This window comes from Sphingobium sp. RAC03 (genome assembly GCF_001713415.1).
Lineage (GTDB): Bacteria > Pseudomonadota > Alphaproteobacteria > Sphingomonadales > Sphingomonadaceae > Sphingobium.
On sequence record NZ_CP016453.1, the window covers coordinates 413215 to 439267 of the forward strand.

At 63.9% G+C, this 26053-nt stretch carries 22 protein-coding genes; 5 read left to right on the forward strand and 17 right to left on the reverse strand.

What is annotated here, in order from left to right:
* Nucleotides 1-17: 17 nt before the first annotated feature.
* The 13 genes from BSY17_RS01925 to BSY17_RS01985 form a co-directional block, all read right to left on the reverse strand.
* Nucleotides 18-1151: an NAD(P)/FAD-dependent oxidoreductase gene (locus BSY17_RS01925; protein ID WP_069064123.1), complete on the reverse strand. Its 1134-nt coding sequence runs from the start codon at nucleotides 1149-1151 to the stop codon at nucleotides 18-20.
* The gene (locus BSY17_RS01930) at nucleotides 1148-2524 is read right to left on the reverse strand and encodes an FAD/NAD(P)-dependent oxidoreductase (protein WP_069064124.1); all 1377 of its coding nucleotides are present in this window, start codon (nucleotides 2522-2524) and stop codon (nucleotides 1148-1150) included. Before BSY17_RS01930 ends, BSY17_RS01925 begins: the two co-directional genes overlap by 4 nt.
* Nucleotides 2506-2811 carry a (2Fe-2S)-binding protein gene (locus BSY17_RS01935; protein ID WP_069064125.1) on the reverse strand — a complete coding sequence of 102 codons (306 nt, stop codon included), beginning with the start codon at nucleotides 2809-2811 and terminating at the stop codon, nucleotides 2506-2508. Before BSY17_RS01935 ends, BSY17_RS01930 begins: the two co-directional genes overlap by 19 nt.
* Nucleotides 2808-4616, reverse strand: a complete 1809-nt coding sequence (locus tag BSY17_RS01940) for an ABC transporter ATP-binding protein (RefSeq protein ID WP_069064126.1) — start codon at nucleotides 4614-4616, stop codon at nucleotides 2808-2810. Before BSY17_RS01940 ends, BSY17_RS01935 begins: the two co-directional genes overlap by 4 nt.
* Nucleotides 4613-5440, reverse strand: coding sequence for an ABC transporter permease (locus BSY17_RS01945; RefSeq protein WP_069064127.1), 828 nt, complete (start codon nucleotides 5438-5440; stop codon nucleotides 4613-4615). Before BSY17_RS01945 ends, BSY17_RS01940 begins: the two co-directional genes overlap by 4 nt.
* Nucleotides 5437-6417: an ABC transporter permease gene (locus tag BSY17_RS01950; protein ID WP_443019415.1), complete on the reverse strand. Its 981-nt coding sequence runs from the start codon at nucleotides 6415-6417 to the stop codon at nucleotides 5437-5439. The genes BSY17_RS01945 and BSY17_RS01950 overlap by 4 nt, the downstream gene beginning before the upstream one ends.
* A complete protein-coding gene (locus tag BSY17_RS01955) occupies nucleotides 6417-7961 on the reverse strand; it encodes an ABC transporter substrate-binding protein (protein WP_069064129.1) in 1545 nt (514 codons plus the stop codon). Before BSY17_RS01955 ends, BSY17_RS01950 begins: the two co-directional genes overlap by 1 nt.
* Nucleotides 7958-9241 carry an NAD(P)/FAD-dependent oxidoreductase gene (locus BSY17_RS01960; RefSeq protein ID WP_069064130.1) on the reverse strand — a complete coding sequence of 428 codons (1284 nt, stop codon included), beginning with the start codon at nucleotides 9239-9241 and terminating at the stop codon, nucleotides 7958-7960. The genes BSY17_RS01955 and BSY17_RS01960 overlap by 4 nt, the downstream gene beginning before the upstream one ends.
* Before the next feature lie 7 nt (nucleotides 9242-9248).
* Nucleotides 9249-9917 (reverse strand): haloacid dehalogenase type II, encoded by a 669-nt coding sequence (locus tag BSY17_RS01965; RefSeq protein WP_069064131.1) that lies wholly within the window; start codon nucleotides 9915-9917, stop codon nucleotides 9249-9251.
* A 239-nt stretch (nucleotides 9918-10156) separates the two neighbouring features.
* Nucleotides 10157-11083 (reverse strand): 2-hydroxyacid dehydrogenase, encoded by a 927-nt coding sequence (locus tag BSY17_RS01970; protein WP_069064482.1) that lies wholly within the window; start codon nucleotides 11081-11083, stop codon nucleotides 10157-10159.
* Nucleotides 11084-11184: 101 nt separating this feature from the next.
* Nucleotides 11185-13317, reverse strand: coding sequence for a TonB-dependent siderophore receptor (locus tag BSY17_RS01975; protein ID WP_069064132.1), 2133 nt, complete (start codon nucleotides 13315-13317; stop codon nucleotides 11185-11187).
* Between the two features lie 331 nt (nucleotides 13318-13648).
* Complete coding sequence (locus BSY17_RS01980; RefSeq protein ID WP_150125690.1) at nucleotides 13649-14863, reverse strand: DUF1624 domain-containing protein; 1215 nt, start codon at nucleotides 14861-14863, stop codon at nucleotides 13649-13651.
* 313 nt (nucleotides 14864-15176) lie between these two features.
* Nucleotides 15177-16595, reverse strand: coding sequence for an aldehyde dehydrogenase family protein (locus BSY17_RS01985; RefSeq protein ID WP_069064133.1), 1419 nt, complete (start codon nucleotides 16593-16595; stop codon nucleotides 15177-15179).
* A 125-nt stretch (nucleotides 16596-16720) separates the two neighbouring features.
* Between BSY17_RS01985 and BSY17_RS01990 the strand changes: the two genes are divergently transcribed.
* From BSY17_RS01990 to BSY17_RS02000, 3 genes are all read left to right on the forward strand, one after another.
* Nucleotides 16721-17182: a MarR family winged helix-turn-helix transcriptional regulator gene (locus BSY17_RS01990; protein ID WP_069064134.1), complete on the forward strand. Its 462-nt coding sequence runs from the start codon at nucleotides 16721-16723 to the stop codon at nucleotides 17180-17182.
* Nucleotides 17183-17282: 100 nt separating this feature from the next.
* Nucleotides 17283-19376: an acetate--CoA ligase family protein gene (locus BSY17_RS01995; protein WP_069064135.1), complete on the forward strand. Its 2094-nt coding sequence runs from the start codon at nucleotides 17283-17285 to the stop codon at nucleotides 19374-19376.
* Nucleotides 19377-19461: 85 nt separating this feature from the next.
* Complete coding sequence (locus BSY17_RS02000; protein WP_069064136.1) at nucleotides 19462-20784, forward strand: MFS transporter; 1323 nt, start codon at nucleotides 19462-19464, stop codon at nucleotides 20782-20784.
* A 15-nt stretch (nucleotides 20785-20799) separates the two neighbouring features.
* Here the strand turns inward: BSY17_RS02000 and BSY17_RS02005 are convergent, their stop codons facing one another.
* The 4 genes from BSY17_RS02005 to BSY17_RS02020 are packed head-to-tail and all read right to left on the reverse strand — an operon-like array spanning nucleotide 20800 to nucleotide 23769.
* Nucleotides 20800-21156 carry a dihydroneopterin aldolase gene (locus BSY17_RS02005; RefSeq protein ID WP_037472837.1) on the reverse strand — a complete coding sequence of 119 codons (357 nt, stop codon included), beginning with the start codon at nucleotides 21154-21156 and terminating at the stop codon, nucleotides 20800-20802.
* Nucleotides 21153-22013, reverse strand: coding sequence for a bifunctional methylenetetrahydrofolate dehydrogenase/methenyltetrahydrofolate cyclohydrolase FolD (gene folD / locus BSY17_RS02010; protein ID WP_069064137.1), 861 nt, complete (start codon nucleotides 22011-22013; stop codon nucleotides 21153-21155). The genes BSY17_RS02005 and folD overlap by 4 nt, the downstream gene beginning before the upstream one ends.
* Before the next feature lie 5 nt (nucleotides 22014-22018).
* On the reverse strand, nucleotides 22019-22873 hold the full coding sequence (purU, locus tag BSY17_RS02015) for a formyltetrahydrofolate deformylase (RefSeq protein WP_037474343.1): 855 nt from the start codon (nucleotides 22871-22873) through the stop codon (nucleotides 22019-22021).
* A 26-nt stretch (nucleotides 22874-22899) separates the two neighbouring features.
* The gene (locus tag BSY17_RS02020) at nucleotides 22900-23769 is read right to left on the reverse strand and encodes a methylenetetrahydrofolate reductase (protein ID WP_037478044.1); all 870 of its coding nucleotides are present in this window, start codon (nucleotides 23767-23769) and stop codon (nucleotides 22900-22902) included.
* Nucleotides 23770-23867: 98 nt separating this feature from the next.
* Here BSY17_RS02020 and BSY17_RS02025 point away from each other — a divergent pair, with 98 nt between their 5' ends.
* Nucleotides 23868-24599: an alpha/beta fold hydrolase gene (locus BSY17_RS02025; RefSeq protein ID WP_069064138.1), complete on the forward strand. Its 732-nt coding sequence runs from the start codon at nucleotides 23868-23870 to the stop codon at nucleotides 24597-24599.
* A gap of 43 nt (nucleotides 24600-24642) precedes the next feature.
* Entirely contained in the window at nucleotides 24643-26043 is a 1401-nt protein-coding gene (gene desA, locus BSY17_RS02030; RefSeq protein WP_069064139.1) for a syringate O-demethylase, read from the forward strand.
* Nucleotides 26044-26053: the final 10 nt, after the last annotated feature.

The following is a 26053-nucleotide window of genomic DNA, read 5'->3' on the forward strand; positions in this document are numbered from 1 at the left end:
GCGGACAATAGCGCAAATCAGCCCTTGGCGAAGCGGCCAATAGTGTAGGGTGCGATCGGAATGTCGGTCGCGCCCTTGGCGATGATCTCGGCCATCGTCTCGCCCACGCCCGGCCCGATCTGGAAGCCCGACCCCGAAAAACCGAACGCATAATAGAGCCCGCTCGTCGTCGCGCTTGGCCCCATGACGGGTTGGCTATCGGGCAGATAGCCCTCAATGCCCGACCAGACGCGGATGATGTTGAGCTTGCCCAGTGCCGGGGCCAGCCGCCGGATCTGCTTCAACTGGCTGACCGTATTTTGCGGCTCGACATAGGCGCGATATTGGTCGGGAAAAGATGGCCCGCGCGTACTGCCGCCCAGCACGATATTGCCGCGCGCGACCTGCCGGAAATAGACCGTCTCTTCTTCCACCGGCGTCATCACGCCGACAGCGGGCAGGATGGCATAGGGCACGGGTTCGGTAACGCTCATATTGGGGCCACGCGGCACGATCGGCACCGGCTCGCCAAATTGCGACGACAGCGCATTGCCCCAGGCGCCCGCCGTCACCAGCAATATGGGCGCGCGGAATGTCCGCCCGTCTGCCGCGCTCACCACGAAATCCTCGCCGATCTTTTGTGCATCGACGATCTTCGTATGCTCATGGATCACCGCGCCCAGCCGCTCGGCCGCCCGCGCAAAGGCGGGTGTGGCGAGGCGCGGATTGGCATGGCCGTCGGTCGCCGAATAGGAACCGGCCAGCACATCGGCCCCGAAGAAGGGAAATTTGTCGCGCAATGCATTGCCGCTGAGCAATTCAAGGTCGAGCCCCTCGGAACGCGCCTTGTTGGCATAATCCTCCATCGACCCGACCAGTTCAGGCCGCTCACGATAACAGACGCGGATATGCCCGGACTGGAGATATTCGACATCCGCGCCCAACAGTTTGCGCGACCGCCGCCATATATCGATGGCGCGGTTGGCCAGCGGCAATTGGTGGATCGGGCGACCCTGCCGCCGGACATTACCGAAATTGGTGCCGCTCGCCTGCCGTCCGATCAGGTCGGTTTCCAGCAGCGTGACCGACAGGCCATGGCCGCGCAGGAACAGGGCGGTGGACGACCCCATCAGGCCGCCGCCTACGATGATGACGTCGCTGGCAGCGCTCATGCGTCCGTATCCCCGATGCTGATAGTGAGCGGTTTGACCGGTGCCTGCCCGCGCAGCCGACCAACCTGTTCGACCGGAATGTCCGCCTGCGCCGCGATCAGTTCTGCGGCGGCAAGCCCGCAATAGCGCCCTTGGCAGCGCCCCATGCCGACCCGGCTGAACGCCTTGGCGCGGTTCGCTTCCTTGGCCCCCGTCTCCCGCATCACCGCGCGCAGGTCGCCCGCGGTCACGCCTTCACACCGGCACAATATCGCCTCGTCGGGCAGCACGCCTGCTTGCTCTGCGGGCCAGGGGAAGGCGGTGGCCAGCCCGCGCGCGAATTTGGCATAGGTGCCGACATCGCCACGCAGCGACGCCATCTCGCCCTTGTCCACTGGCAGACCCAGATCGCCCAAGGCCGCAAGGGCGCTCAGCCGCCCGCTCGCCTCTGCCGATCGCGCGCCCAATATCTTCGCGCCATCGCCCGCCAGATAGACGCCCGCGACGCTCGACCGCCCATCGCCATCGCGCTCTGGCAACCATTGGCGAGTGACGGGATCGAAGGCGAACGCACATCGCGCCAAATCCGCCAACTGGGTTTCGGGCCGCAGATGATGCCCCATCGCCACCGCATCGCACGCGATCGTCTGTTCGGCGCCAGCGCCAACCCGGAAGCGGATACCGCTGACGCCATCCTCGGCGTTGCCCAATATTTCCAATGGCTTGACGCTATTGCGGACCATCACCCCCGCACGCTTCAACGCCAAAGTCAGCGCCACGCCATTCCACAATACCGAGGGCACTGCCAGCAGGTCGGGCAAGGCCTTGATCCGCGCGCTATAGGGTGCCGTATCCAGCACCGCGACGACATCCGCCCCCGCCTGCACATATTGGCTCGCGACCAGATAGAGCAGCGGGCCCGACCCCATGAACACGACCTTATGGCCGATCGACACCGCCTGGCACTTGAGCGCCACCTGCGCCCCGCCCAGACTATAGCTGCCTGCAAATTGCCAGCCCTTGACCGGCATCAACCGATCCGTCGCCCCGGTGCAGAGTAGCAGCGCGTCGAAGGGTAAAGCCGATTCCATTGTCCGGGTCGCTGTCCGCACATGGCCATCGGCGATGTTCCACACCAATGTTTCGGCACGATAATCGATCCGGTCCTTCAACCCGTCGAACGTCTCGTGCAGCGCCTGCGCCCGTGGCGCTTCGGTGCCATAGAGCTTGGCATAGGGCCGGGTGAAATTGTCGGGCTGGCGGCGATAAATCTGCCCGCCGTCACGCCGTCCCTCATCCAGCACGATCGGCCTGATGCCCGCCTGCACACAGGCCTCCGCCGCGCGGGTGCCCGCTGGCCCGGCACCGACGATGATTATGCGTGGTTCGGCCATGTTGCCTCCGGCTGGCTGGTGAGGATGCGCTGGCCCGGTGCCGCCAGCGTCGAACAGGCGCGCAGGCGGTCGCGGCTCTCGGTCCATACCCAGCAATCCTGGCATGCCCCCATCAGGCAGAATCCGGCGCGTTTTTCCGGCCCGAATTCGGATTGGCGCAAGGCCGCGCCTTGGCTCAGCAGCGCGACCATCAACGTGTCCCCCTCCAGCGCGGCGACCGGCGCGCCATCGACATGCACGGTCAGGCCGGGGCGGTCGGTTTCGCCCAAACGAACGAAACGGCTCATGACGGGATCAAACTTTCATCTCCATGATGGCATAGGATGCGGCTGCCCTTGGCCAGCGGATGACGGGGCGGCGGCGTCGTGTTGCACAGCCCATCCACCCGCGCGGCGCAGCGCGGCAGGAAGCGGCACAGATCAGGATGATCGCCCGCAGCGCCGATCGGCGGCGGCGCGGTCCCGGCATGGCTTTCCTCCAACCAGCCCGCGCGCATTTCCGGCACGGAGCCGATCAGCAGGTCGGTATAGGGATGGAAAGGCGCGGTCCCGAATGCAGCGCGCGGCCCGGTCTCGACCATCGTGCCCGAATAAAGCACCAGAATATCGTCGCAGATCGCCCGCACCGTCGAAATGTCATGGCTGATGAACATCGTCGCGATGCCGAGTTCCCGGCGCAATTCCGCCATCAGCTCCAAAATCGCCGCACCCACCACCGTATCGAGCGCCGAAGTCACTTCGTCGCACAGGATCAGCTGCGGGTCAGCTGCCAGCGCGCGCGCCAGATTGATCCGCTGTTTCTGCCCGCCCGACAGGCCACCGATCGGCCGGTCGATCAGCGTCGCGGGCAGGCGGATGAGGTCGAGCAGTTCCAGCACCCGCAAATGCGCGGCATTGCCCTTCAACCCGTGATAAAAGGCCAGCGGCCGCGCCAAGATGCGCCCGACGCTATGCGCCGGGTTGAGCGCCGTATCGGCATTCTGGAACACCAGCTGGACCCGGCGGAACTGTTCGCGGCTGCGGCCTTTGAGGCCCGGCGGTAATGGCTCGCCATCCAGCAACACCTGCCCGCTGGCAGGCGGCAGCAACCCGGCGATCACCCGCGCGATAGTCGACTTGCCCGACCCGCTCTCGCCGATCACGCCCAAAGTCGCGCCCCGTTCGATCGTCAGGTTGATGTCGCGCAACACCGGAATGCGCGGCCGACCCTCCTTGTCGATCTTGCCATAGCCCGCCGTCAGCCCTTTGATTTCCAGCAGCGGTGCGGCGGGCAGATGTGCCTTTACCGGTGCCGGGCGAATGGCCGGACGCGCGGCGGCCATCAGCGTCTTGGTATAGTCATCCGCAGGCGCGTGGAGGATCTGCGCCGCCGCGCCTGCCTCCTGTATGCGGCCCTGGCTCAGCACGACGATCTGGTCAGCCATTTGCGCTACCACGGCCAGGTCGTGCGACACATAGATGGCCGTCGCGCCGCGCTCCAGCACCACAGCCTTGAAGGCGCGCAAGACTTCGATCTGGGTCGTGACGTCCAGCGCGGTGGTCGGCTCGTCCAATATCACCAGTTCAGGATCGGTGATCAGCGCCATCGCCGCCATCAATCGCTGCAACTGCCCACCCGATAATTGGTGCGGGTAGCGCGACCCGATCGTGTCGGGGAAGGGGAGGGCGAGACCCCGGAACAGCTCGACCGCCTTCGCCTCGGCCTCGGCGCGCGGCATCAGGTCGTGGATCAGCGCAGGCTCGATCACTTGTTCCATGATCGTGCGCGACGGATTGAACGCCGCCGCCGCCGACTGCGCGATATAGGCGATGCGATTGCCGCGTAGCTGCGCCAAGGCGCTGCGATCCAGCGTGGTGAGATCGACATCGCCGACGCGGATCGACCCGCCCGCAATCCGTGCGCCGGGCCTGGCATGGCCGAGCAAGGTCAGCGCGATCGTCGTCTTGCCCGACCCTGATTCCCCGATCAGCGCCAGCACCTCTCCGCGCTTCAACGCAAAATCGATGTCGCTGACGATCGGGAAAATCTCGCCCGCTGCGTTGCGCGCGGTGACGGTCAGGCCCCGCACTTCGACATGGGGAATTTCGCTCATCGGCCTTTCCCCTGTCCCGGCAGCGCATCGATCAGCAGGTTCACGCCGACGGTCAGCGTCGCAATCGCAACAGCCGGAGCCAAAATCGCCAGCGCCCCTTCGCCCAATCCGGAAATATTCTCGCGCACCAGCGACCCCAGGTCCGCGTCCGGCGGCTGCACGCCCAGCCCCAGGAACGACAGACCCGACAGCAGCAGCACGATGAACACGAAGCGCAGACCAAAGTCGGCCAGCAGCGGATGGATCATATTGGGCAATATTTCGGCGATCGCGATATGAAAGCGTCCCTCGCCCCGGACCTTGGCCACCTGCACATAATCCATCTGCGCCAGGTTGACGGCCAGCGCGCGGGCGATGCGATAATTGCCCGGCACATAGGTAAAGGCCGCGATCAACAGCAACAGCCCCAGCGACGACCCGAACGCCGCGACCAGCACCAGCGAGAAGATCTTCGACGGGATCGAAATCAGCATGTCCATGAAACGTGACAGCGGCTCATCGACCTTCGCCCCACCCACCGCCGCCGTCAGCGCCAGCGCGGTGCCGGTGGTGCTGGCGAGCAAAGCCGCCGCCGCTGCCAGTCCCACGGTATAGCGCGCGCCCGACAGCAGGCGGCTCAACACATCGCGGCCGAGATAGTCGCTCCCCAGCCAATGGTCCGCCGATTGCCCGTCGAACACATCATAGGCGACGAAAGCCCCGATCGGATAAGGCGCCAGCATCGGCCCGACCAGCGCGATGAGCAGCCAGAAGATGACCAGCGCCAGGCCGATCTTGCCTGACAATGGCAGGGCTTTCGCCCGTTTGAGAACAGAAGCGATCATTGCGCGCGCAGCCTGGGGTTGGCGAGGATCGCGGTGACGTCCGCGATCAGCATCAGGATGAGATAGGCGGTGCAGAAGATCATCGCGCAGGCCTGCAACAACGGCATGTCGCGGCTGGTGACGGCGTTGACCATCAGGCTGGCGAGGCCCGGATAGTTGAAGATGGTTTCCACGATCACCGCTCCGCCGAGCAGATAAGAGAGGCTGAGCGCCATGGCATTGACGATCGGCGCGATGGCGTTGGGCATGATATGCTTCAGCACCACCCGCACCGGCGCGACACCTTTCAGCACCGCCATCTCGACATAAGGCCGGTCCATCTGGTCGATCACCGCCGCGCGCGTCATCCGCGCCATTTGCGCCACGACGATCACGCACAGCGTCAGGATCGGCATGGCGACGCCGCGCAGATAGTCGCCCCAGTTCATGTCGCTCGATGCCATCGCGATCGACGGCAACCAGCGCAGCTTCACCGAGAAGATGAGGACGGCGATCGTCGCCACCAGAAATTCGGGGACCGCGACCATCGACAGCGTGACGATATTGAGCGCCCGGTCGATCCGCCCGCCCCGGTTCATGGCGGACCCGATGCCAATCGACAGCGCGACAGGGATGGCAACCAGCGCGGTCAGTGCGGCGAGCAGCAGGCTGTTGGGCAGGCGGGTGGAAATCACCTCCGCCACCGGCATGTTGGCGACCATCGACTGACCCGGATCGCCGCTGACCATGCCGGTCAGCCAGCTCACATAGCGGACATGGGCTGGGCGATCGAGGCCCATTTCATGGCGCAGCGCCGCGACCTGATCAGCCGTGGCGCTCTGGCCCAGCGCTTCCTGCGCGGCATCGCCGGGCAACAGTTGCGCGATAATGAAGATGGTGACCGACACCATCAGCAGCGTCAGCAACGACGACGCAAAACGTTTGCCGATCAGGATCAGCGCGGCCCTCATGCCGCTTTGGGAGGAAGCGCCCGCCATCAGCCTTCCCACCACACATGTTCGGCGAATTGATAGCCCATCATGCCGCCCATCGCGATCGGGAACATGCCCTTCAACCGGCGGTCGTACCCGTCGATCAGGTTGATGAACACCGGGATGCCGACACCGCAATAATGGTGAACCAGCCCCTGCATTTCGCCATAAAGCTGCTTGCGCTTCGCCTGGTCGGCCTCGCCGCGCGCTTCCAGCAACAGCCGGTCGAAGCGCGGATTTTTCCACCCGCTCTCATTCCACGCCGCGTCCGATTTGTAGAACAGGCTGAACAGCAGGTCGGCGGTCGGGCGCGGGTTGGTGTTGCCAAAGCCCAGCGGATGCTTCATCCAATGGGTCGACCAATAACCATCGGCCGGCACGCGATTGACCGCGAGTTTGAGGCCAATGCGTGATCCATATTCCTGCAGGATCGACGCCATATCGACCGACCCGTCCGCTGCGGGCGACGCATAGATAGGCAGCCGCACGCCATCCAGTCCCGACCGCTGCAAATGCCAGCGCGCCTTGTCCAGGTCGAGCACGCGCTGCGGCAAGTCGGCGCGATAATAGGGGTGGAAAGGCGGGATCGGATGATCATTGCCGATCGTCGCATAGCCGCGATAGAGCGCGCGCTTGATCAGCGGTCGGTCGAACAGATATTTCATCGTCGCGACGAAATGCGGGTTGCCGGTCGGCAAGCGATCCTGCCGCATGATGAGGTTGGTGTGCAGCCCCGATTGCGTCTCCATCAGCGCATGACGGGGCGACGCCATGATGCGCTTGGTGGATCGCGGATTGACCGCCAGGATCAGGTGAACGTCGCCCGACAGCAGCGCATTGACCCGGCTCGTCTCGTCGGGAATACCGATCAGCTCGATCTCGTCGAGATAGGGTTTGCCCGGTTTCCAGAAATTGGGATTGCGCCGCCCCAGCGTGCGGACGCCGGGACGAAATTGCGCACAGAGATAGGGGCCGGTGCCGTTGGCGGTGCGGAAATCGCTCGTCCCCGCGCGCAGGATCACGAAATGCGACTGGGCGAGGATGGCGGGCAGGTCGGCATTGGGGCCGGTCAGGCGGATTACCAGATCCTGTTTGCCGGTCGCCTTGATCTGCGCGAACTGCTCGGCGATCTGCGCCATCTTCGACCCCGTCGCTGGGTTCTTGTGCCGCAGCAACGACCAGACGACATCCTGCGCCGTCAGGTTCGCCCCGTCATGGAATGTCACGCCCTTGCGCAGGCGGATATGCCAAGTTATCTGGTCCGCGCTCTCGATCCGCTCGGCGAGGTCGGGGCGCGGGTTGAGCTGGCCGTCGAGCTGGGTCAGCCCGCTGTAAAACATATAATGACGAATATAGTCGGTCGACAAAGCGCCCTTGGCCGGGTCGAGCGTATCGGCGGTCGAACTCGATAGGCTGGCAGCACGGATGCGGCCACCCCGGCGCGGGTGACCAGCCGCCAGCGCGCCATCGGGCAACAGCAGCCCGGCACCCATGCCAAGCCCCGCGCCGATCAGACCACGGCGAGAAAGGGGAGACAGAATGTCGGTCAACGGATCACATCCTGCCATTTATACCATAGCCCCACCAGCGGCAGGAACCAGGGCTTGCCGAAATGGCCGGGTACGCTGGGCCAGTCGAGATGCGCCCAGGGATTGGCGTCCGGCTCGCCGCTCATCACGCGCGCCATTTGCTGCCCCATATGCGTCGCCATCTGCACGCCATGGCCGCTATAGCCCATGGCATAATAGAGTCCGTCCTGTTCGCCTGCCCGCGGCAAGCGGTCGGCGGTCAGATCGACCATCCCGCCCCAGACATGATCGACGCCCACGCCCTTCAACGCCGGGAATAATGCGCCCATCGTCTCTTCCAGAATGCGCCCGCTTTTCAGGTCCGAACGGGGATCGCTGATCGCAAAGCGCGCCCGCCCGCCGAAGATCAGGCGATTGTCGGGGGCCAGGCGGAAATAATTGCCGATATTCTTGCTCGTCACATAATTGCGCCGCCCCGGCAGCAGCCGGTCGATCGTCGCATTGTCCAGCGGTTCCGTCGCGATCACGAAGCTGCCGACCGATATGATCCGCCGCCGGAAGAAACCAAAGGGCGCAGCGGCAGGGGCGCCGCCCGTGGCTACCAGCACTTGGTCCGCGCTGACCGTCCCGCGCGACGATGTGACCCGCCATCCTTGCGGCAGACGATCGAGACCCGTCACCTCCGCTCGCTCATAGATGCGCGCGCCGGCCCGCGCTGCCGCTTCCGCCAAGCCCACGCCGAAACGGGCGGGGTGCAATTGCGCGCTGGTCGTCTGGATCAGCGCGCCGTGAAAAGCGTCCGATCCTATTTCATCCCGAATCTGCTCCGGCGGCACCAGTCGGACATTCTCGTCCACCTCGGCCGCCAGCAGATCATGCGCCCGCACCAGCTTGTCATAATGTTGGGGCTTGGCTGCCAGCTTCACCCGGCCGCACCGATCGAAATCGCATGCTATGCCTTCCTCGCGCGCCAGCCGCTCGACCGTATCGACGGCGTCGCAATGCGCGCGATACCAGGCCTTGGCGGTGTCCTTGCCGAACTTGGCCGACAAGGCGCCATAATCATGCGCCGTGCCATTATTGCACTGGCCACCATTGCGCCCGGACGCTTCGCCCACGACCCGGCCCGCCTCCAGCAGCACGACGCGCGCCCCGCGCTTGGCCAGCGCCAGCGCGGCCGACAGGCCGGTAAAGCCGCCGCCGATGATGACCACATCGGCCTTGCCTTCGACCGCACCCTCCGCGCCACCCGTGAAGGGCGGCGCGCTGGCGAGCCAGTAGGAGAGGGGGGAAGCGCGCATCAGCCGATCAAAGACCGACGACGGCGGGCAAGCAACCAATATGCGGGATTTCGACATCGCGATAGAAGGGGTTGGACGGCTCATGGCCGCGCCCCACGAACACGCGGCAGCCGAAATGCAGGTCGGTGGCAGTGTTCTGGTCGTAGCGGAAGCTGGACGACACATGCATCATGTCTTCCGGGTTGGCACCCAGTTGATCGAACATATATTCGAAGGCCTGCATCCGGGGCTTATAGGCCTGCGCCATCTGCGCGGTATAGACCGCGTGGAAGGGCGCGCCCAGCATCCCGACATTATGATGGATCTGGTCGTTCATCGCGTTGGAGAGGATGACGAGCGGGATCTTGTCGCCGATCTTCGATAGGCCACCGGCCACATCGTCATGCGGACCCCAGGTCGGCACGGCGTTGTACACCGCGTCGGCATCCGCCTCATTATAGGCGACGCCCCATTTCTCGCAGGTCCGGCGCAGCGAATTGCGGATGATCTCTTGATAGGGTTCCCATGCCCCCATCACCTGGTCGAAGCGATAGGCGCCCCAATCCTTGCAGAAAGCAGGCAGTTTTTCCGCGTCGATGCGATCGGCCATGAAAGCGGTCGCCATTTCCGTCATGCGGAAACGGGTCAGCGTGCCGTAACAGTCGAAGCTGATGAATTTGGGCCGGAAATTGGGCATCGGCGGATCGTCCTTTGCATACTTTTACAGGGGGCCTTGGCAGCCGTGTGACAGGGACATTACGACATGGCTGCACCGGAACATGAACCCCATTTCGACGCGGCGCGGCGCAGATTATAGGCTTTTATCGCGCCCTATTCGGCATAGTTTGCCGTGCCTGCAAAGGCGCCGCAATTGGGCGAGGAAAAGTGCGGCCCGTCAACGAAAATACCTGGCGGACGGCACGGAATGTCGCGCCCTCAATAGCCACGGCCCCGCGCCACTTCGCCCTCCATCGGCTGGCCTGATTCATGGCGACGGATATTGGCGATCAACGCGCGCGCGGCGCTGTCCGCGCGGGTCATGCTGGCGATATGGGGCGTCATGATGATGCGTGGATGCGTCCAGAAAGCATGTCCGGCGGGCAGCGGTTCCGGGTCGAAAACATCCAGCACCGCACCCGACATATGACCTTCGTCGAGCAGGGACAGCAGATCCTGCTCCACCAGATGGCCACCCCGCCCGACATTGATCAGGCTGGCCCCGGAAGGCAGCTGCGCCAGCCTATCCCGGCACAAGATGCCGCGTGTCTCCGGCGTCAGCGGCAACAGGCAGATGAGGATATCGCAACTGGACAGGAAGGCAGGCAAGCCCGCCTCGCCCGCATGGCATATCACCCCGTCAATGCTATGGGCCGACCGGCTCCACCCCGACAGCGCGAAGCCGAAGGGCGCAAGTCCCTCCAGCACGGCCTGTCCCAAATTACCGAGGCCCATCACGCCCACCCGCCGCTGCCCGGCGGGCACCAGCTTGATCGGGTTCCAGCGTCCCTCACGCTGGGCAATGCCATGGTCGATCAGGCTCCGATGCAGCGCCAGCACTGCCATCGTCACATATTCCACCATGCCCTGGCGAATGCCCGGCTCGATCATCCGCACGACCCGCACATGCGGCGGCAGGCGTGCCATGTCGAACTGGTCGATCCCCGCACCGATCGAAAACAAGACTTCCAGCGCGGGCAGGGTGGCGATGAGGTCGGCTGACGGATTCCACGCAGCTAAGTAACGAATGGTCGCCGGGTCATGCGGATCCGTAGGATCGACAAAAGCCACGTCCGCCGCTTCGGCCGCGAAAATCTCGCGCCAGATGCGGCCGCGTTCGGGATCGGATGTGTAGAGCAGGGTCATGCGGGCCATCCTTGTCCGGGCCATAAAGAAAAACCGTCGGCAACAGCGGGAGGGCGCTGTTGCCGACGGTCGAGCAGGGCGGAAGACCGCCGCGCCCCTGGTTAGAAGGTAAACGTCCCGCGGATCGTGAAGGAGCGGGGGACACCCGGCTGCACCCACAAAGCCGCATAGGAGCTGGCATAATATTTCTTGTCGAACAGATTATCGACATTGGCCGACAGCTTGAACTGGTCGTTGATCGTCACCGAGCCCAGGATTTTCGCGATCGTGTAGCTCGGCAGATAGAAGTCTGCCGCCGTCTGGCCCAGCCGCTTGCCGACATGGTTTACGCCCGCGCCCAGCATCGCCTCATGATCGCCGATCGAGAAATTCTTGAACAACAGGGCATTGGCCTGATGTTTGGGAATATTGAGCAGCGGATCATTCTTAAGCACCCCGGCGGACGCATAGTCATCCGCCCAGCCTGCATCGGTATAGGCATAGGTCGCGAACAGTTCGAACCCGGCGGGCAGCTTGGCGTTGATGTCAAACTCCACGCCCTGGCTCTTGGCTTCACCGACCGCCACCGACAGGCCGGTCAGCAGATCAGCGGTCAGGACGTTGCTCTTCTTCATCTTGTAGAGCGACAGCGTGCTGGTAATGCGGCCGTCCGGCGTCACGAACTTCGCACCGACTTCATAGCTTGTGCTGACTTCCGGGGCGAAGGGGTTGTTGTTCACATCGACGCCGCTGTTGGGCCGGAACCCCTTGCCATAGCTGGCATAGAAGGACAGGCTCTTGGTCGGTTCGAACACCAGGCCCGCCATCGGGCTGAACTTGGTATAGGATGCGGGGTTGGTGGTCCCCAACCGGTTGTCGATATTCTGGCTGAAATCGTCGTAGCGGCCGCCAAAGCGCACCTTGAACTGCTCGGTAATCTCGATCTGGTCCTGCGCATAGATGCCCCAGGCCTTCTGCACTTCGGTCGAATTCTGGATCACCGAATATTTGTCCGCTGTCGGTACCGGAATATTGTAATTGGGGTTGAAGATGTCGATCGAATAGGACTGGTCCGCCGCCGTCGGGCGATAACGGGTCTGGAGCAATTCGATCTCGAACTTGTCCCAGTCGCCGCCAACGCGGATATTGTGAACGATCGACCCGGTTTCCAGCTTGCCGCTGATTTCCCCGCGGAACACCATATGGGTGGTGCTATAGTCGCGATAGCGGCGCTGGCGCGACAAGGTGCGGCCATCATTATCGATACGCTGGCGGCTCAGCGCCAGTTCGGGATCGCTCGAATAGCCCTCGAACGTGGTGTCCTTATAGCCTGCGCCCAGCATCACGACCCAATCGTCGCTCAGGTCATGCTGCAACTGCGCCTGATGGCCGAGTGCCGTGATCTTGATCGGGCCGTCATTGGGGTTGCTGAGGAACCGGCTCTGCGGAATGGCACCCAAATCATAGGTGGTGCCGGTCGCCGTCACCGTCGGGATCGCCACCACGCCGCGATCGAACGGCACTTCCTGGTTCACATATTCCAGCTCGTAGGTGAAGATCGTCTTGTCCGACAGTTTTGCCAGGATGGACGGGTTCAGCACATATTTGCGGGTTTCCACCGTGTCGCGGAAACTTTCGGCATCCTCGACGGCACCGGTCAGGCGGATGGCGACGCTGTCGCCAAGCGGCATGTTATAATCGCCCTCGACGCGATAGGTGTTCCACTTGCCACCCGCGACCGTGAAGCTGCCGCCTTCCTTGAAGGTCGGCTTCTTGCTGACGATGTTGATCGTGCCGCCCGGCTCGCCGCGCCCGAACAGCGCCGAGTTCGGACCTTTCAGCACTTCGATCCGCTCGACATTGGAGGCATCGCGCGGGCCGGCATAGCCGCGCCCGCCGTTAAAGCCGTTGACCAGGAAGCCGCTCGGAAAATTCTCGTCGCCAGCAAAGCCGCGAATGGCGAAACTGTCCCACAGGCCGCCGAAATTATTCTGCTTCGACACGCCGCTCGCCAGTTCCAGCGCGGTATCGAGCCGGGTGATGTTGAGGTCGTTGAGCAGTGTGCCTTCCAGAAACTGGACCGCCTGCGGGATTTCCTTGACCGGCGTATCGCCGAAATATTGGCGCTTGAGGCCAGTGACGATGATGTTGCCTTCGGCATTATCGGCCGGAGCCTGGGCAAGGGCGGCGGTGGGCAGGGTGATGGCGGCGGTGCTGGCGATAAGCGCCAGGCGAAGAGCCGATGATGTGCGCATGATATGATCCCCTATGAAAAATCGCTGTTCCCAAATGTCCTGCGAAACGGGGACCGGCTGGTCTTCTCTTATGGTCCGATGCGGACATTGCGTCCTGTCATCGGCAGCCGGGCCGCGGGGTGTTTCCGTCACCTCTTGTTGAATTGAGGCTAGGTCGAGTTACGGATATATTACGTCAAACATGGCGCATGGGACGGCGCAAAATTGTGAATCGCGTGGTCCTACGGCATGAAAATGCTGCCCGTCGTTACGCCATTGATCCTGGTGAAAACCCCGAAAAATGGCCGCCTCCGATAAGGAAGGCGGCCTGCGACCCGGAGGGTTCATGCCCTCAGAGATATTTGAGCCACCATATATCCTTGCGCCGCTGCTTGAGCTGCGCGAACCAGCGGGTGGGATAGTAAAGCGGCAGGATCAGCAGCGCGACCCAGATCCAGACGGTGGACAGGTTATCGACGCCGAACACCGTGCCCTTGGTCGGCCCATAGAGTGCCAGCGCGACATTGTAGATCAGCTTGAGCACATAGAGGTGCAGCACATAATAGAACATCGGTGCGCCACCCAGCAGCGCCAGATGCGGCATCACGCGGCTATTCTCGAACTTCTCGAACAAAGCGAGCAGCAGGCAGCCGGTGCCGACCGTGGGCATCAGGAACAGCAAGGAGGGCGGATATTTGGTGAGCGCCAGGAAGCTCATCACCGTGCGCGTCGAATTTTCGCCGACGAACCAGGGCTTGTCGCCATAGACATTGAGATAGCGGATCAGAATGAAGCCCAGCACCAGCCCAAGGCCGGTCATGGCCAAGCGCCGGATGCGCCGTTGCGGATCGCTGCCCTTGGCGAACCATGGCCCGCAGGCATAGCCCAGCAGGATGACGCCGATCCATGGCAGGATGGGATAAGTGGTCTTGACCGCGATGCCGCCAAATTCGATCAGCGATCGCTGATGCAGGATCGCCCAGGCGACATAGCCTGGCTGGTCGGCGGTCAAGCGGATCGGATCGAGCAGATTGTGCAGGCACACGATCCCCAGGCCTACCGCAAATTGCGCGACGCGCGGCAGGTGCAGCAGGGCGGCCAGCGCGATCATCGAAATACCGATCGCCCAGATCACCTGCAACCAAATCGCCGTCGGTGGGAAGGCGGGAGCCTGCGTCGGCCAGGCATAGCCGACCACGGTAAATTCCAAGACGATCAGGAACAGGCCGCGTTTCAGCAGAAATTCCGACACCTGGCCCTTGCTGTGCGACTGGCCATAGAGCCAGGCCGACAGGCCGGTGAGCGCGACGAAGGTCGGCGCGCAGAAGGTCGACAGCAGGCGGGTGTAGAACAACCCCGGATCGGTGGTGTTCGCGTCCACCGGGTCGGTGACCTGCATGTAGAGGAAGAATGTCTCGCGCACATGGTCGACCAGCATGAACAGCATGACCAGGCCGCGCAGCGCGTCGATCGCGATCAGGCGGGTGCGCGCCTGGGCTGTGGCCATGGGCGACGTAGCGCCGGGGCTGAAGGCGGTGGGGGGCGCGTGGCCCGCAATGCTGCTCATGGCGTCTGTCCCTTTTCCCCGTGGTTCGTTGCGGCACCGCCCGAACCAATCATGATACCCTGTATCATCTATGATCTAGCTTCGCCTCCTCCGAGTAGCAAGCCTTGCTGCAACAGGAAGAGGTGGGGAACACAGTCACCGGATGCGTGCCGAAACGCCACAACCAGGGATTGGTCCCAAGGGTTGAGGCTATGATGACTGCACGAACGAAAGTGTCGAATATGTCGAATGACTAGGTGGAATATGTCAAAAAAAGGGGGTGAAGAAGCGTTGCGCTTCTTCCCCCCCGCTAATGCCTGCGTCCGTCAGCCGTTCAGGCATCTTCGAGCGCGATGGCGTTGACGATATGCGCCTGGGTATATTCCAGCAGTCCCGCTTCGCCCAGTTCCGCGCCCAGGCCCGACTGCTTGACGCCGCGGAAGGGAATGTTGGCGTCGATTGCCATATGCTGGTTGACCCAGACCGTGCCGGAATCGATCCGCATCGCGACATCGGTCGCCCGCGCCAGATCCTTGCCCCAAACCGTGCCGCCCAGGCCATAGTCGCTGTCATTGGCGCGGGCGATCACATCGTCAATATCGTCATATTTCAGCACGGGCAGCACCGGGCCAAACTGTTCTTCGCGCACCAGCGGCGCGTCGTCATCCAGGTCGCGAACGATCGTGGGTGGCATGAAATAGCCCGGCCGGTCGAGCGCATCGCCGCCCGCCAGCACGGTGCCGCGTGTCCGCGCGTCGTCGATCAGCGCCTTGACCTTGTCGAACTGCATCTGGTTCTGGATCGGCCCGATCGTCGTGCCCTGCTTCGACCCGTCATCGACGATCGCCGCCTTGGCGAGCTTCGCCAGTTCGTCGCAAAATTCGTCATACATGGGCGCTGGGACATAGGCGCGCTTGATCGCGATGCAGATTTGCCCTGCATTGGTCATCGCGCCCTGATAGACTTTCTGGGCCACTTGCCGCGCATCGACATCATCCAGCACGATCGCTGCGTCATTGCCGCCCAGCTCCAGCGTTACGCGCTTCACCGTCCCGGCCGACGATGCCATCACCTTCTTGCCGGTGGCGGTCGATCCGGTGAAGGCGACCTTGGCAATGTCGGGATGGCCGGTGATCAGCGCGCCCAGCTCATTCTGGTCACACACGATGTTGAGGACGCCGGGCGGCAGGATCGCCTGCGCCACTTCGCCGAACAACAAGGTGGTCAGCGGCGTGGTGGGCGCGGGCTTGGCGACCATGCAATTGCCAGTGACCAAGGCCGGCCCCAGCTTGTTCATCAGCAGGATGACCGGGAAGTTCCAGGGCGTGATCGACGCGACAACGCCGAGCGGCGTGCGATGTTCGACAACGCGGTTGCCGCCTTCGTCCTTCAGCACCTTGGGTTCGACCCGCATCGCGGCGAAAGCGCGCAGGGTGAAGACGCTGCCCATGATCTCATAACCGGCCTGGTCGAGCGGCTTGCCCTGCTCGCTGGTCAGCAAGCTCGCAAATTCGCCGATTCGCGCTTCCAGCGCGTCCGCGAGCTGGTTGACGAGCGCGGCACGCTCTTCGATCGGGGTTGCTGCCCAGCCGGGCTGGGCACGCTTGGCGGCGGCGACGGCGCGGTTCAGCATCGCCTCGTCCGCTTTGGGACATTGGGCGAAGGCAGTGCCTGTCGCGGGGTTAACGACGTCGAACTGGCTGACACCGGGCGTCAATGCGCCATCGATCAGCATGCGGAAATCATGGTCCATCGCTCTTCTCTCCTGCATTATCCGGTCACGCGCCTTGCGTCTTGGCTATCGCTTTCCGCGCTGGCGCGTTGTAGCATATATTTGTGCGCTAAGGATACAATATTGGCAAGGGATGATTGGAGCGGATGAACCAAGGGACCGATCTGCGCGGATTGATAGGCTATCAAATCCAGCGCGCGCACCTCGTGATGGGGGCGGATGCCCGCGCCGCGCTGGCGCCGTTCGACCTGTCGCCGGCCAAGTTTACCGCGCTGCTGCTGATCCGCGATAATCCGGGCTGCGACCAGACGGCGCTTGGCCGAGCGCTCAGCGTAAACCGGTCCAGCGCGATGAAGCTGGTCAATATATTGGAAGAGCGCGGGCTGGTCGAACGGCGGGCCGGGCGGGATCTTCGCACCAATGCGCTGTTCCTCCTGCCCGAAGGGGAAGTGCAGATTGGCGCGATGATCGAAGCGGTGCATCAGTCCGATGCCCGGATGACCCAGGGTTTGAGCGGCGAAGAGGCTGAACAACTGCTGGTGCTGCTGCGCAGGATCAGCGGGGAAGAGCCTCTATCGGACAGCGAAGCGGACACTGGTATCGCCTAAACGGGTTGCGTAAATTGTATCCCTGGCGCACAATGTTGCCAACATTGGGCGGCTGATTCGAAGCCTTGCCGCCTGTAGGGGAGGATCGCGCGTGACCGACATGATGAACCTGGACCGGCTGCTGCGGCCGCGATCAGTGGCGATTATCGGCGCATCGGACAAGCCGGGTGCGCTCGGCGCATCGGTGCTGGCCAATCTGGAACGGCAGGGCTTTGCCGGGGCCATTCATCTGGTGAACCCAAAGCGTACAGAGATTGGTGGGCGGCCCTGCGTCGCGTCCGTGGATGACCTGCCCGAAGGCGTCGATGCCGCGATCCTGGCGATCCCGCGCGTCGGCGTGCTGGGCGCGATGCGCGGCTTGGCCCGGCGCGGGGCGGGCGCGGCGGTGATCTTTTCCGCCGGTTTTGCCGAAGACGGCCCGCAGGGTCTGGCCGATCAGGAGGAAATCGCCCGGATCGCCCGCGACGCGGCGATGGTGGTGGAAGGCCCCAATTGCCTCGGCCTCGTCAATTTCCGCGACAATGTCTCGCTGACCTTCATCGACATGCCGCCAGCGGGCGCGCAGGGTGACCGGCGCGTCGGCATCGTGTCGCAATCCGGCGCGATGGCCGCCGTACTGGCGACGACGATGATCCATCGCGACGTGCCGCTCAACTGCTATATCTCCACCGGTAATGAAGCGGCCAGCGGGATCGAGGATTATCTCGCCTATCTGGTCGATCAGCCCGACACCGCCGTCATCGGCATGATCGCCGAACATATTCGCGACCCCGCCCGTTTCCTTGCCGCCGCGCGCGCGGCGCGGGCAGCGGGCAAGCAAGTCGTGCTGCTGCATCCGGGCCGCAGCGCCGCTGGCGCGGCGAGCGCCGCCACCCATACCGGGGCGATGGCGGGCGATTATGCCGTCATGGCGGTGCATGTCGAACGCGCCGGGGTGATCCTGGTCGATTCGCTCGAAGAATTGGGCGACGTGGTCGAGATTTTGGCGCGCAACGCGGTGATCGGCACGGGCGGCACTGGCGTCATCGCGGAATCGGGCGCGTTCAAGGCGATGATGCTCGACCTGTCGGAAGCGGTCGAGCTGGACCTGCCTGCCTTGAGCGATGCCGACAGCCCGGCGTTGCGTGCGGCCCTGCCCGATTTCGTGCCGGTCACCAACCCGCTGGACGTCACCGCGCAGGGGCTGGTCGATCCGGGCCTCTATGGCCGCACCTTGTCCGCTTTGGTGAACGATGACCGTATCGGTACGATTTTGGTGACGCTGATCCAGACCGCGCCTGCGACATCGCACATCAAATTTGCCGCCGTGCTGGATGCCCTCGCGACGCTGCGTCCGACCAAGCCGATCATCATCGGCGGCGTCGATGAAGGCGGCGGCGTGCTGGACGCGGACATTGCGGCGCTGCGCGAAGCGGGCGCGACCTATCTCCCCACCGCCGAGCGCGCTGTGCGCGCGCTGGCGCGGATCAGCGGAGCGGCGGCGCGTGATTTCGCAGCTGAACCGCTCAATGCCGAACCTGTCGCTGATCTGGCGCAGGTGGGCAGCACTATCCCCGAATATCGTTCTAAAGAGATTATGGGCGCGCGCGGCATAGCCTTCCCCGCCTTCGCATTGGCGCAGACGCTGGAAGAGGCGGTGCTGGCAGCGGATCGCCTCGGCTATCCGGTCGTGCTCAAGGCGCAATCGCCCGAACTGCCGCACAAGAGCGATGCGGGCGGCGTGATCGTCGGCCTCAAGAACCGCGAGGAACTGGCCGATGGCTGGGCGCGCCTCGCTGCCAATCTCGCTGCGTCCCGCCCCGACCTGACGCTCGACGGCGTGCTGGTCGAGGGAATGGCGGACAAGGGCGTCGAACTGATCGTCGGCGCGCGCAACGATCCGCATTGGGGCACGACCATCCTGGTCGGCTTTGGCGGTGTCGCGGCCGAACTGCTCCACGATGTCTGCCTGCTCCCGCCCGACCTGCCGCGCGCCGCGATCATCGCGCGGATTCGCAAACTGCGCATGGCCCCCTTGCTCGACGGCTTCCGCGGTGCGCCGGTCATGGACATCGAAGCGGTCGCCGACGTGGTCCAGCGGCTCGGCCAGATGGTCGCGGCGACCCCGGCGATCCGCGAGGTCGATCTCAACCCAGTGATCGTCTATCCGCAGGGCAAGGGGGCATTGGCGCTCGACGCGCTGATCTCGCTCTAACACGGACGAGGCACCGGCGATTTGACTTGGCAAATTGTTTCGCCAGCATACAATGGCGAAACAAGTGCCGGAGAGAATGTCCCCCATGTCGAGCATAACCCTGCCTGCGGATGATCCGCGCAGCATCCTGGCAGACCGGCCGATGCGCCTGCCGCAGGTGGTGGCGATCTTCATCTGCTTCCTGCTCAACGCGCTCGACGGGTTCGACGTGCTGGCGGTGACTTTTGCCGCGCCGGGCATCGCGAAGGATTGGGGCGTTGGGCCAAGCGCGATCGGCATCATCGTCTCGACCGGCCTGGTCGGCATGGTGATCGGGTCGCTGACGCTCGGTCAATTGGCCGATCGCATCGGGCGGCGGCGGCAGATTTTGCTGTGCCTGGTCATCATGACGTTCGGCATGCTCGCCTCCGCCTTCGCGACAGGGGTGGTGATGCTGAGTGTGCTGCGCATCCTGACGGGCCTGGGTCTGGGCGCGATGCTGGCGGCGATCAATGCCATGTCGGCCGAATTCGCCAATCGCCGCCGCCGCGACCTGGCCGTCAGCATCATGGCGGCGGGCTATCCGGTCGGCGGCATCATCGGTGGCTGGGGCGCGGCGCAATTGCTGCGCACCGACGGCTGGGAAGCGATCTTCCTGTTTGGCGCAGGCGCGACGGCGCTGATGATACCGCTCGTGCTGTTGTTCCTGCCTGAATCGATCGGCTGGCTGGCGACGCGCGGCGCGCCCTATGCGCTGGCCAAGATCAACGTCATCCTGCGCCGGCTGGGCCAGCCGCAAGCGGCGCAACTGGTCGCGCTGAACCTGCCCAAAGCGTCGATGCGCGCGCTGTTCCTTGATCGCTACCGAGTCATCACGATCGCGCTGATCATCGTCTACGGCCTGCACATGATGACCTTCTACTATGCGCTGGGCTGGGCGCCCTCGCTGGTGGTCGATCTGGGGTTCGACCCTTCGCGCGCCAGCATCGTGTCGGTCTTCATGAATATGGGCGGGGCGATCGGGGGGCTGACGCTCGGCTTCCTGTCGCCCTGGCTCGGCCTGCGGCGGTTGTTGCTGCTGGCCATGGCGGGCGCGGGTATCGCGGTGGCCGTGTTCGGCGTGGTGCCGGCCGACTTCCTCTGGCTGCAGATCGCCGCCTTCGTGTTGGGCTTCCTGGCCAATGGGTCGGTCGTGGGCCTCTATGCGCTGATCGCCAATGTCTTCCCCACCACCTTGCGCGCGACGGGGACGGGCGCGGTGATCGGTTTCGGACGTTTCGGCGCAGCGCTTGGCCCGTTCCTGGCGGGGCAATTACTCACCGCCGGGGCAGGGCGGGGGTTGACCTCGCTGCTGCTGGGGCTGGGGTCGCTGGGGGCTGCCGCCGTGCTGCTGGCGGTGCAGATGCGCAATGCGGACGAGAATGGCTAGAGCGGGACGGCGCGCTTAGCCCCGGCGGACCGTCACTTCGGCCCCGGCCATGCCGCGCGTCAGGGCGAAGGGTTTATCGACGCTGACCCTCGCTTCCATCACGCCATTCATCGCGAGGCAGCAGGCGCCCAGTCTTTGCGCGAACATCTCGATCAACGGGATATGCACCAGCGCCAGATCTTCGGCGGCCTGCGCTACTTTGCGATAATCGACCGTCTCGCCGATCGCCTCGATCTGACCCACGGCCAACGTCAGTTCGACCGAAATGACCAGCGGTTGCCGCCTTCCGATCTCATCGGGATTGATGCCGATATCGGCCAGCAGGGGCAGGTCGCGCACCCGGACCTTGGTCGTGCAGATATTGTCCGTCATGCCTTCGCCCTTTCCGCCGCCAACACCGTATTGTGGAGCAGGCAGGCGATGGTCATCGGACCCACGCCGCCTGGCACCGGCGTCACCGCCTTGGCATGGTCCAGTTCCTGCGTCGCGCAATCGCCGACGATCTGCGATGATCCGTCCGGCTGCGCGATGCGATTGATGCCGACGTCGATCACGATCGCGCCGGGCTTCACCCAATAGCCGCGCACCAGATGCGGCGCGCCCGCGGCAGCGACGATGATGTCCGCCTTGCGCGCGATGTCGGGCAGGTGCAGCGTTTCGATATGGGTGACGGTCACCGTCGCCTCCCGCTCCAGCAGCAGCATGGCGACCGGCTTGCCGACGATATTGGACTTGCCGATGACCACGGCATTGAGCCCGCGATAATCATCGATCACGCTGTCGAGCAGGCGCATGATGCCTAGCGGCGTGCAGGGCACCAGCCCGCCGGTACCGGTGGACAGCCGCCCGACATTCACCGGGTGGAACCCGTCGACATCCTTGGCGGGATCGATGCGGTCCAGTACCAGCGCCGCGTCGATATGGGGGGGCAGAGGCAGCTGGATCAAAATGCCATGAATGGCCGGATCGCCGTTCAACTGGTCGATCAGCGTCAGCAGGGCGTCCTGCGGATGATCGACCGGCAGCCGATGTTCGACCGACCGGATGCCGACGCGCGCGCATTCGCTGATCTTGCGGCGGACATAGACCTGGCTTGCCGGATCGTCACCGACCAGCACCACCGCCAGCGCGGGCGGCTGGCCGCTATCCGCGACCATCGCCGCGACGCGCGCCGCCGTTTCGTCCGACAGGGCGCGCGCCATGGCGCGCCCGTCGATAATCTGCGCCATGGGCCTCAGGCCTTGAAGACGACGGTGCGCGCGCCATTGCGGAATACGCGGCCCTGCAGATGATGCTGCACGGCGGTCGCCAGCACGCGCCGCTCGATATCGCGGCCCTTGCGCACCAGGTCGTCGGGCGTGTCGGCATGGTTGATGGCTTCGACATCCTGATGGATGATCGGCCCTTCATCGAGGTCGGCGGTGACATAATGGGCGGTCGCGCCGATCATCTTGACGCCACGCGCATGCGCTTGGTGATAGGGCTTGGCGCCCTTGAAACCGGGCAGGAAACTGTGATGGATATTGATGCAGCGACCCGACAGGAAGCCCGCCAGATCGTCGCTCAATATCTGCATATAGCGCGCCAGGACGATGAGGTTGGCGCCGGTTTCCTCGACGATCGCTTTGATCTGCGCTTCCTGCTGCGGCTTGCTATCCTTGGTGATCGGCAGATGGTGGAACGGCACGTCGCCGATCAGCGATATGGTCAGCGCCTCGCGCGGATGATTGCACACGATGCCGACCACATCCATGTTCAGCTCGCCGATGCGCCAGCGGTAGAGCAGGTCGCCCAGGCAATGGTCGAACTTGCTGACCATCAGCAGCACCTTCTGCCGCTCGTTGCGACGGCGCAGATTCCATTCCATGCCGCGCTCGTCCGCCAGTCCGGCAAAGGCCGCCCGCAGCGTTTCCACGGCACCGGGCGCGATTTCAAATTCCACCCGCATGAAGAAGCGATCGGTCAGCTTGTCGTTGAATTGCTGCGCGTCGGTGATGTTGCCGCCCTGCTGGGTCAGCAGGGTGGCGACATCGGCGACCAGACCCGGCCGGTCGTCGCATTGCAGGGTCAGGGTGCAGATTTCACTCACATCGCTTCTCCGGTAATCATGCGCGCTCAGTGGCGGGCCGTATAATCATTGATCCATTCGACGGTCTTGCTCAGGCCGCCAAAGGGGTAGAAGTGCAGGCGCACCTTGCCATGCTGGTCGCCAAGGCCGCTGGCAAGCGCATCGACCAGCTTGTCGGGACCGGCGGTGCCGATCAGCTTGGTGATCGAAATGCCATATTTGGTCAGCACCGATGCCGATGCCCCGACGCCGCAGCGGGCGGCGAAGCGCATCAGCGTCTTGATGCCCGCTGGCCCCGGAATGCCGATCCGCACCGGCGCGTCGATGCCGCGCTGGCGCAATTCCGCCAGCCAGCTTAGCACCGGGGCAGCATCGAAACTGAATTGGGTGACGATCAGCGGGGCCATGCCGCGCTGTTCGATTTCCGCGCATTTTTCTGTCAGCACGGCGAAACACTGGTCGGGCGTCATGTTGGGATGGCCCTCCGGGTGCCCGCCAACGCCGATCGCCTTGATCCCGGCGCGCTCGAACGCGCCGGTGCGGATCAGCGCCATGCTGTCCGAATAGGGGCCGGCCGCTTCGGGTGGATCGCCGGCGATTACGAAGCAGCGCTGGACGCCCGCTTCGCGCACGACCGCGGCCAGATAGGTTTCGAAATCATCGCCCGATTCCAGTCGCCGCGCGGAAAAATGCGGCATGGGTTCAAACCCCAGCGATCGCACCAGCTTTGCCGCAGCAATGCGCGCTTCCAGCGATTCGCCGGGCAGGAAGGTGACGGCCACTGGCGTTTCGGCCGCCATGGTCGGCGCGGCCTCGCGCAGCGCGTCGATGTCCTTCGCGGTGATCTCCAGCGAATAGCCATCGGTCATGCCCTTGGGCGGCAGATCCCAGTTCGGATGGATCGACGGCAGGGTCATCATTCTCTCCCATGATGGTGTTCGGGCTGGGCCACGCGGCTTTCCTCGATGCATTTTCCTCTAGCGCAGTTGCTTACATTCGTATAGATGAAATTTTCATGAGTGCGAAATCATCTGATCAGGTCGGCACTGGCAGCCCTCTCATCATCCTTCCGGGGCTGATGTGCGATTCGCGCATGTTCGGCGCGACGCTCGCCGCTTTTCCCGGCAGTCGCGCGATCGACGGCTATTATGGTGGTGCGGACCGGATCGAGGCGATGGCTGACTATGCGTTGGCGCATATGCCCGTGCGCGCGGCGCTGCTCGGCCATTCCATGGGCGCGCGCATCGCATTGGAGGTAGTGCGCAAGGCCCCTGAACGGATCGAGCGGCTGGCGTTGGTCGATACCGGCGTCCACACGCCCAAGCCCGGCGAGCGCGAAGGCCGTTATGCGCTGCGCGACCTCGGCCGGACGCAGGGCATGGCCGCGCTGGTGGCGCAATGGCTGCCGCCGATGCTCGGTTTTGCGGGGCTGCGCAACGAAGCGCTGATGGACAGCCTCTATGCCATGGCCGTGTCGGCGGGCTTGTCCGTGTTCGAAGCGCAGATCGAAGCCTTGCTCAACCGCCCGTCGGTCGATGCGCTGCTGCCGACCATCGCCTGCCCGACCTTCGCCATGGTCGGGCGACAGGATCAATGGTCGCCGGTCGCCCAGCATGAGGCGATCGTCGCCGCCATTCCCGGCGCGCAACTGCGCGTTGTCGAAGGGGCGGGCCATATGATGCCCGCCGAAGCGCCAGAGGCGTTCAACCAGATATTGCGGGAATGGCTGTCATGGCCGCCTGCATGAGTGACGATTTCAGTATGTTTTCCGTGTCTAAGGAGAGAATGGAATGAGTGGTAAATCCCTGCAGCAACTGCTCGACGAAAAGGGCGACATCGTCGAATTCCTGCGCAACCAGCAGGTCGGTCCCAACGCCTATCCGGGCGTGCCTGGCGAATATAGCAACTGGCGCGACGAACAGCGCAGCTGGGCGGAAAGCTCGGTCCTGTTCAACCAGAGCTTCCACATGGTCGACCTGCTCGTCACCGGCCCCGGCGCGTTCGACATGCTGTCCTACCTCGCCCCGAACAGCTTCAAGGGCTTCGTGCCGAACCGCGCCAAGCAGTTCGCGCCTGTCACGCCCGAAGGCTATGTGATCGGCGACGTCATCCTCTTCTATCTGGAAGAAGAAAAGTTCGAGCTGGTCGGTCGCGCACCGTCGATCGAATGGGTCGAATATTGGGCCTCGACCGGCAAGTGGGACGTCAAGGTGGAACGCGACGAGCGCACCATCGCCCGTCCGCTCGACCAGCAGGGCTATCGCCGCAACTATCGCTTCCAGCTGCAGGGCCCCAACGCCATGCCGGTGCTGGAAAAGGCGATGGGCGAAACCCCGCCGGACCTCAAATTCTTCCACATGGCACCGATCATGATCGCCGGCGTCGAAGTGCGCGCGCTGCGTCACGGCATGGCGGGCCAGCCGGGCTATGAGCTGTTTGGCCCCTGGAAGGATTATGACACCGTTCGCAATGCGCTGATCGAAGCGGGCAAGGATTATGGCCTGACGCTGTGCGGTGGCCGTACCTATTCGTCCAACACGCTGGAATCCGGCTGGATCCCCTCGCCGCTGCCCGCCACCTACACCGGTGAAGGCTCCAAGGCGTTCCGCGAATGGGCGAGCGAAAACAGCTATGAAGGCAAATGCTCGCTCGGCGGCAGCTTCGTCTCCGACAATATCGAGGATTATTACCTCAACCCCTGGGAGCTGGGCTATGGCATCATGGTCAAGTTCGACCATGACTTTATCGGCCGCGAAGCGCTGGAAAAGATCAAGGATCAGCCCCACCGCCGCAAGGTGACGCTGGCGCTCGACAATGAGGATATCGTCCGCGTCATGAGCTCGATGCTCCAGACCGGCGACAAGGCCAAGTTCCTGGAATTCCCCAGCGCCGTCTATTGCATGCATCCCTATGATGCGGTGCTGAAGGACGGCAAGACGGTCGGCCTGTCGACCTGGATCGGCTACACCATCAACGCTGGTCGCTTCCTGGCACTGGCGATGGTCGATGCCGAATTCGCCGAGCCCGGCACCGAAGTCACCCTGCTCTGGGGCGAACCCGATGGCGGCACGTCCAAGCCCACCGTCGAACGCCACGTCCAGACCGAAATCAAGGCGATCGTTTCCTCGGTCCCCTATTCGGAAGCCGCGCGCGACAATTATGCCGACGGCTGGCGCACCAAGAACGCCTGATCGCTTTTCG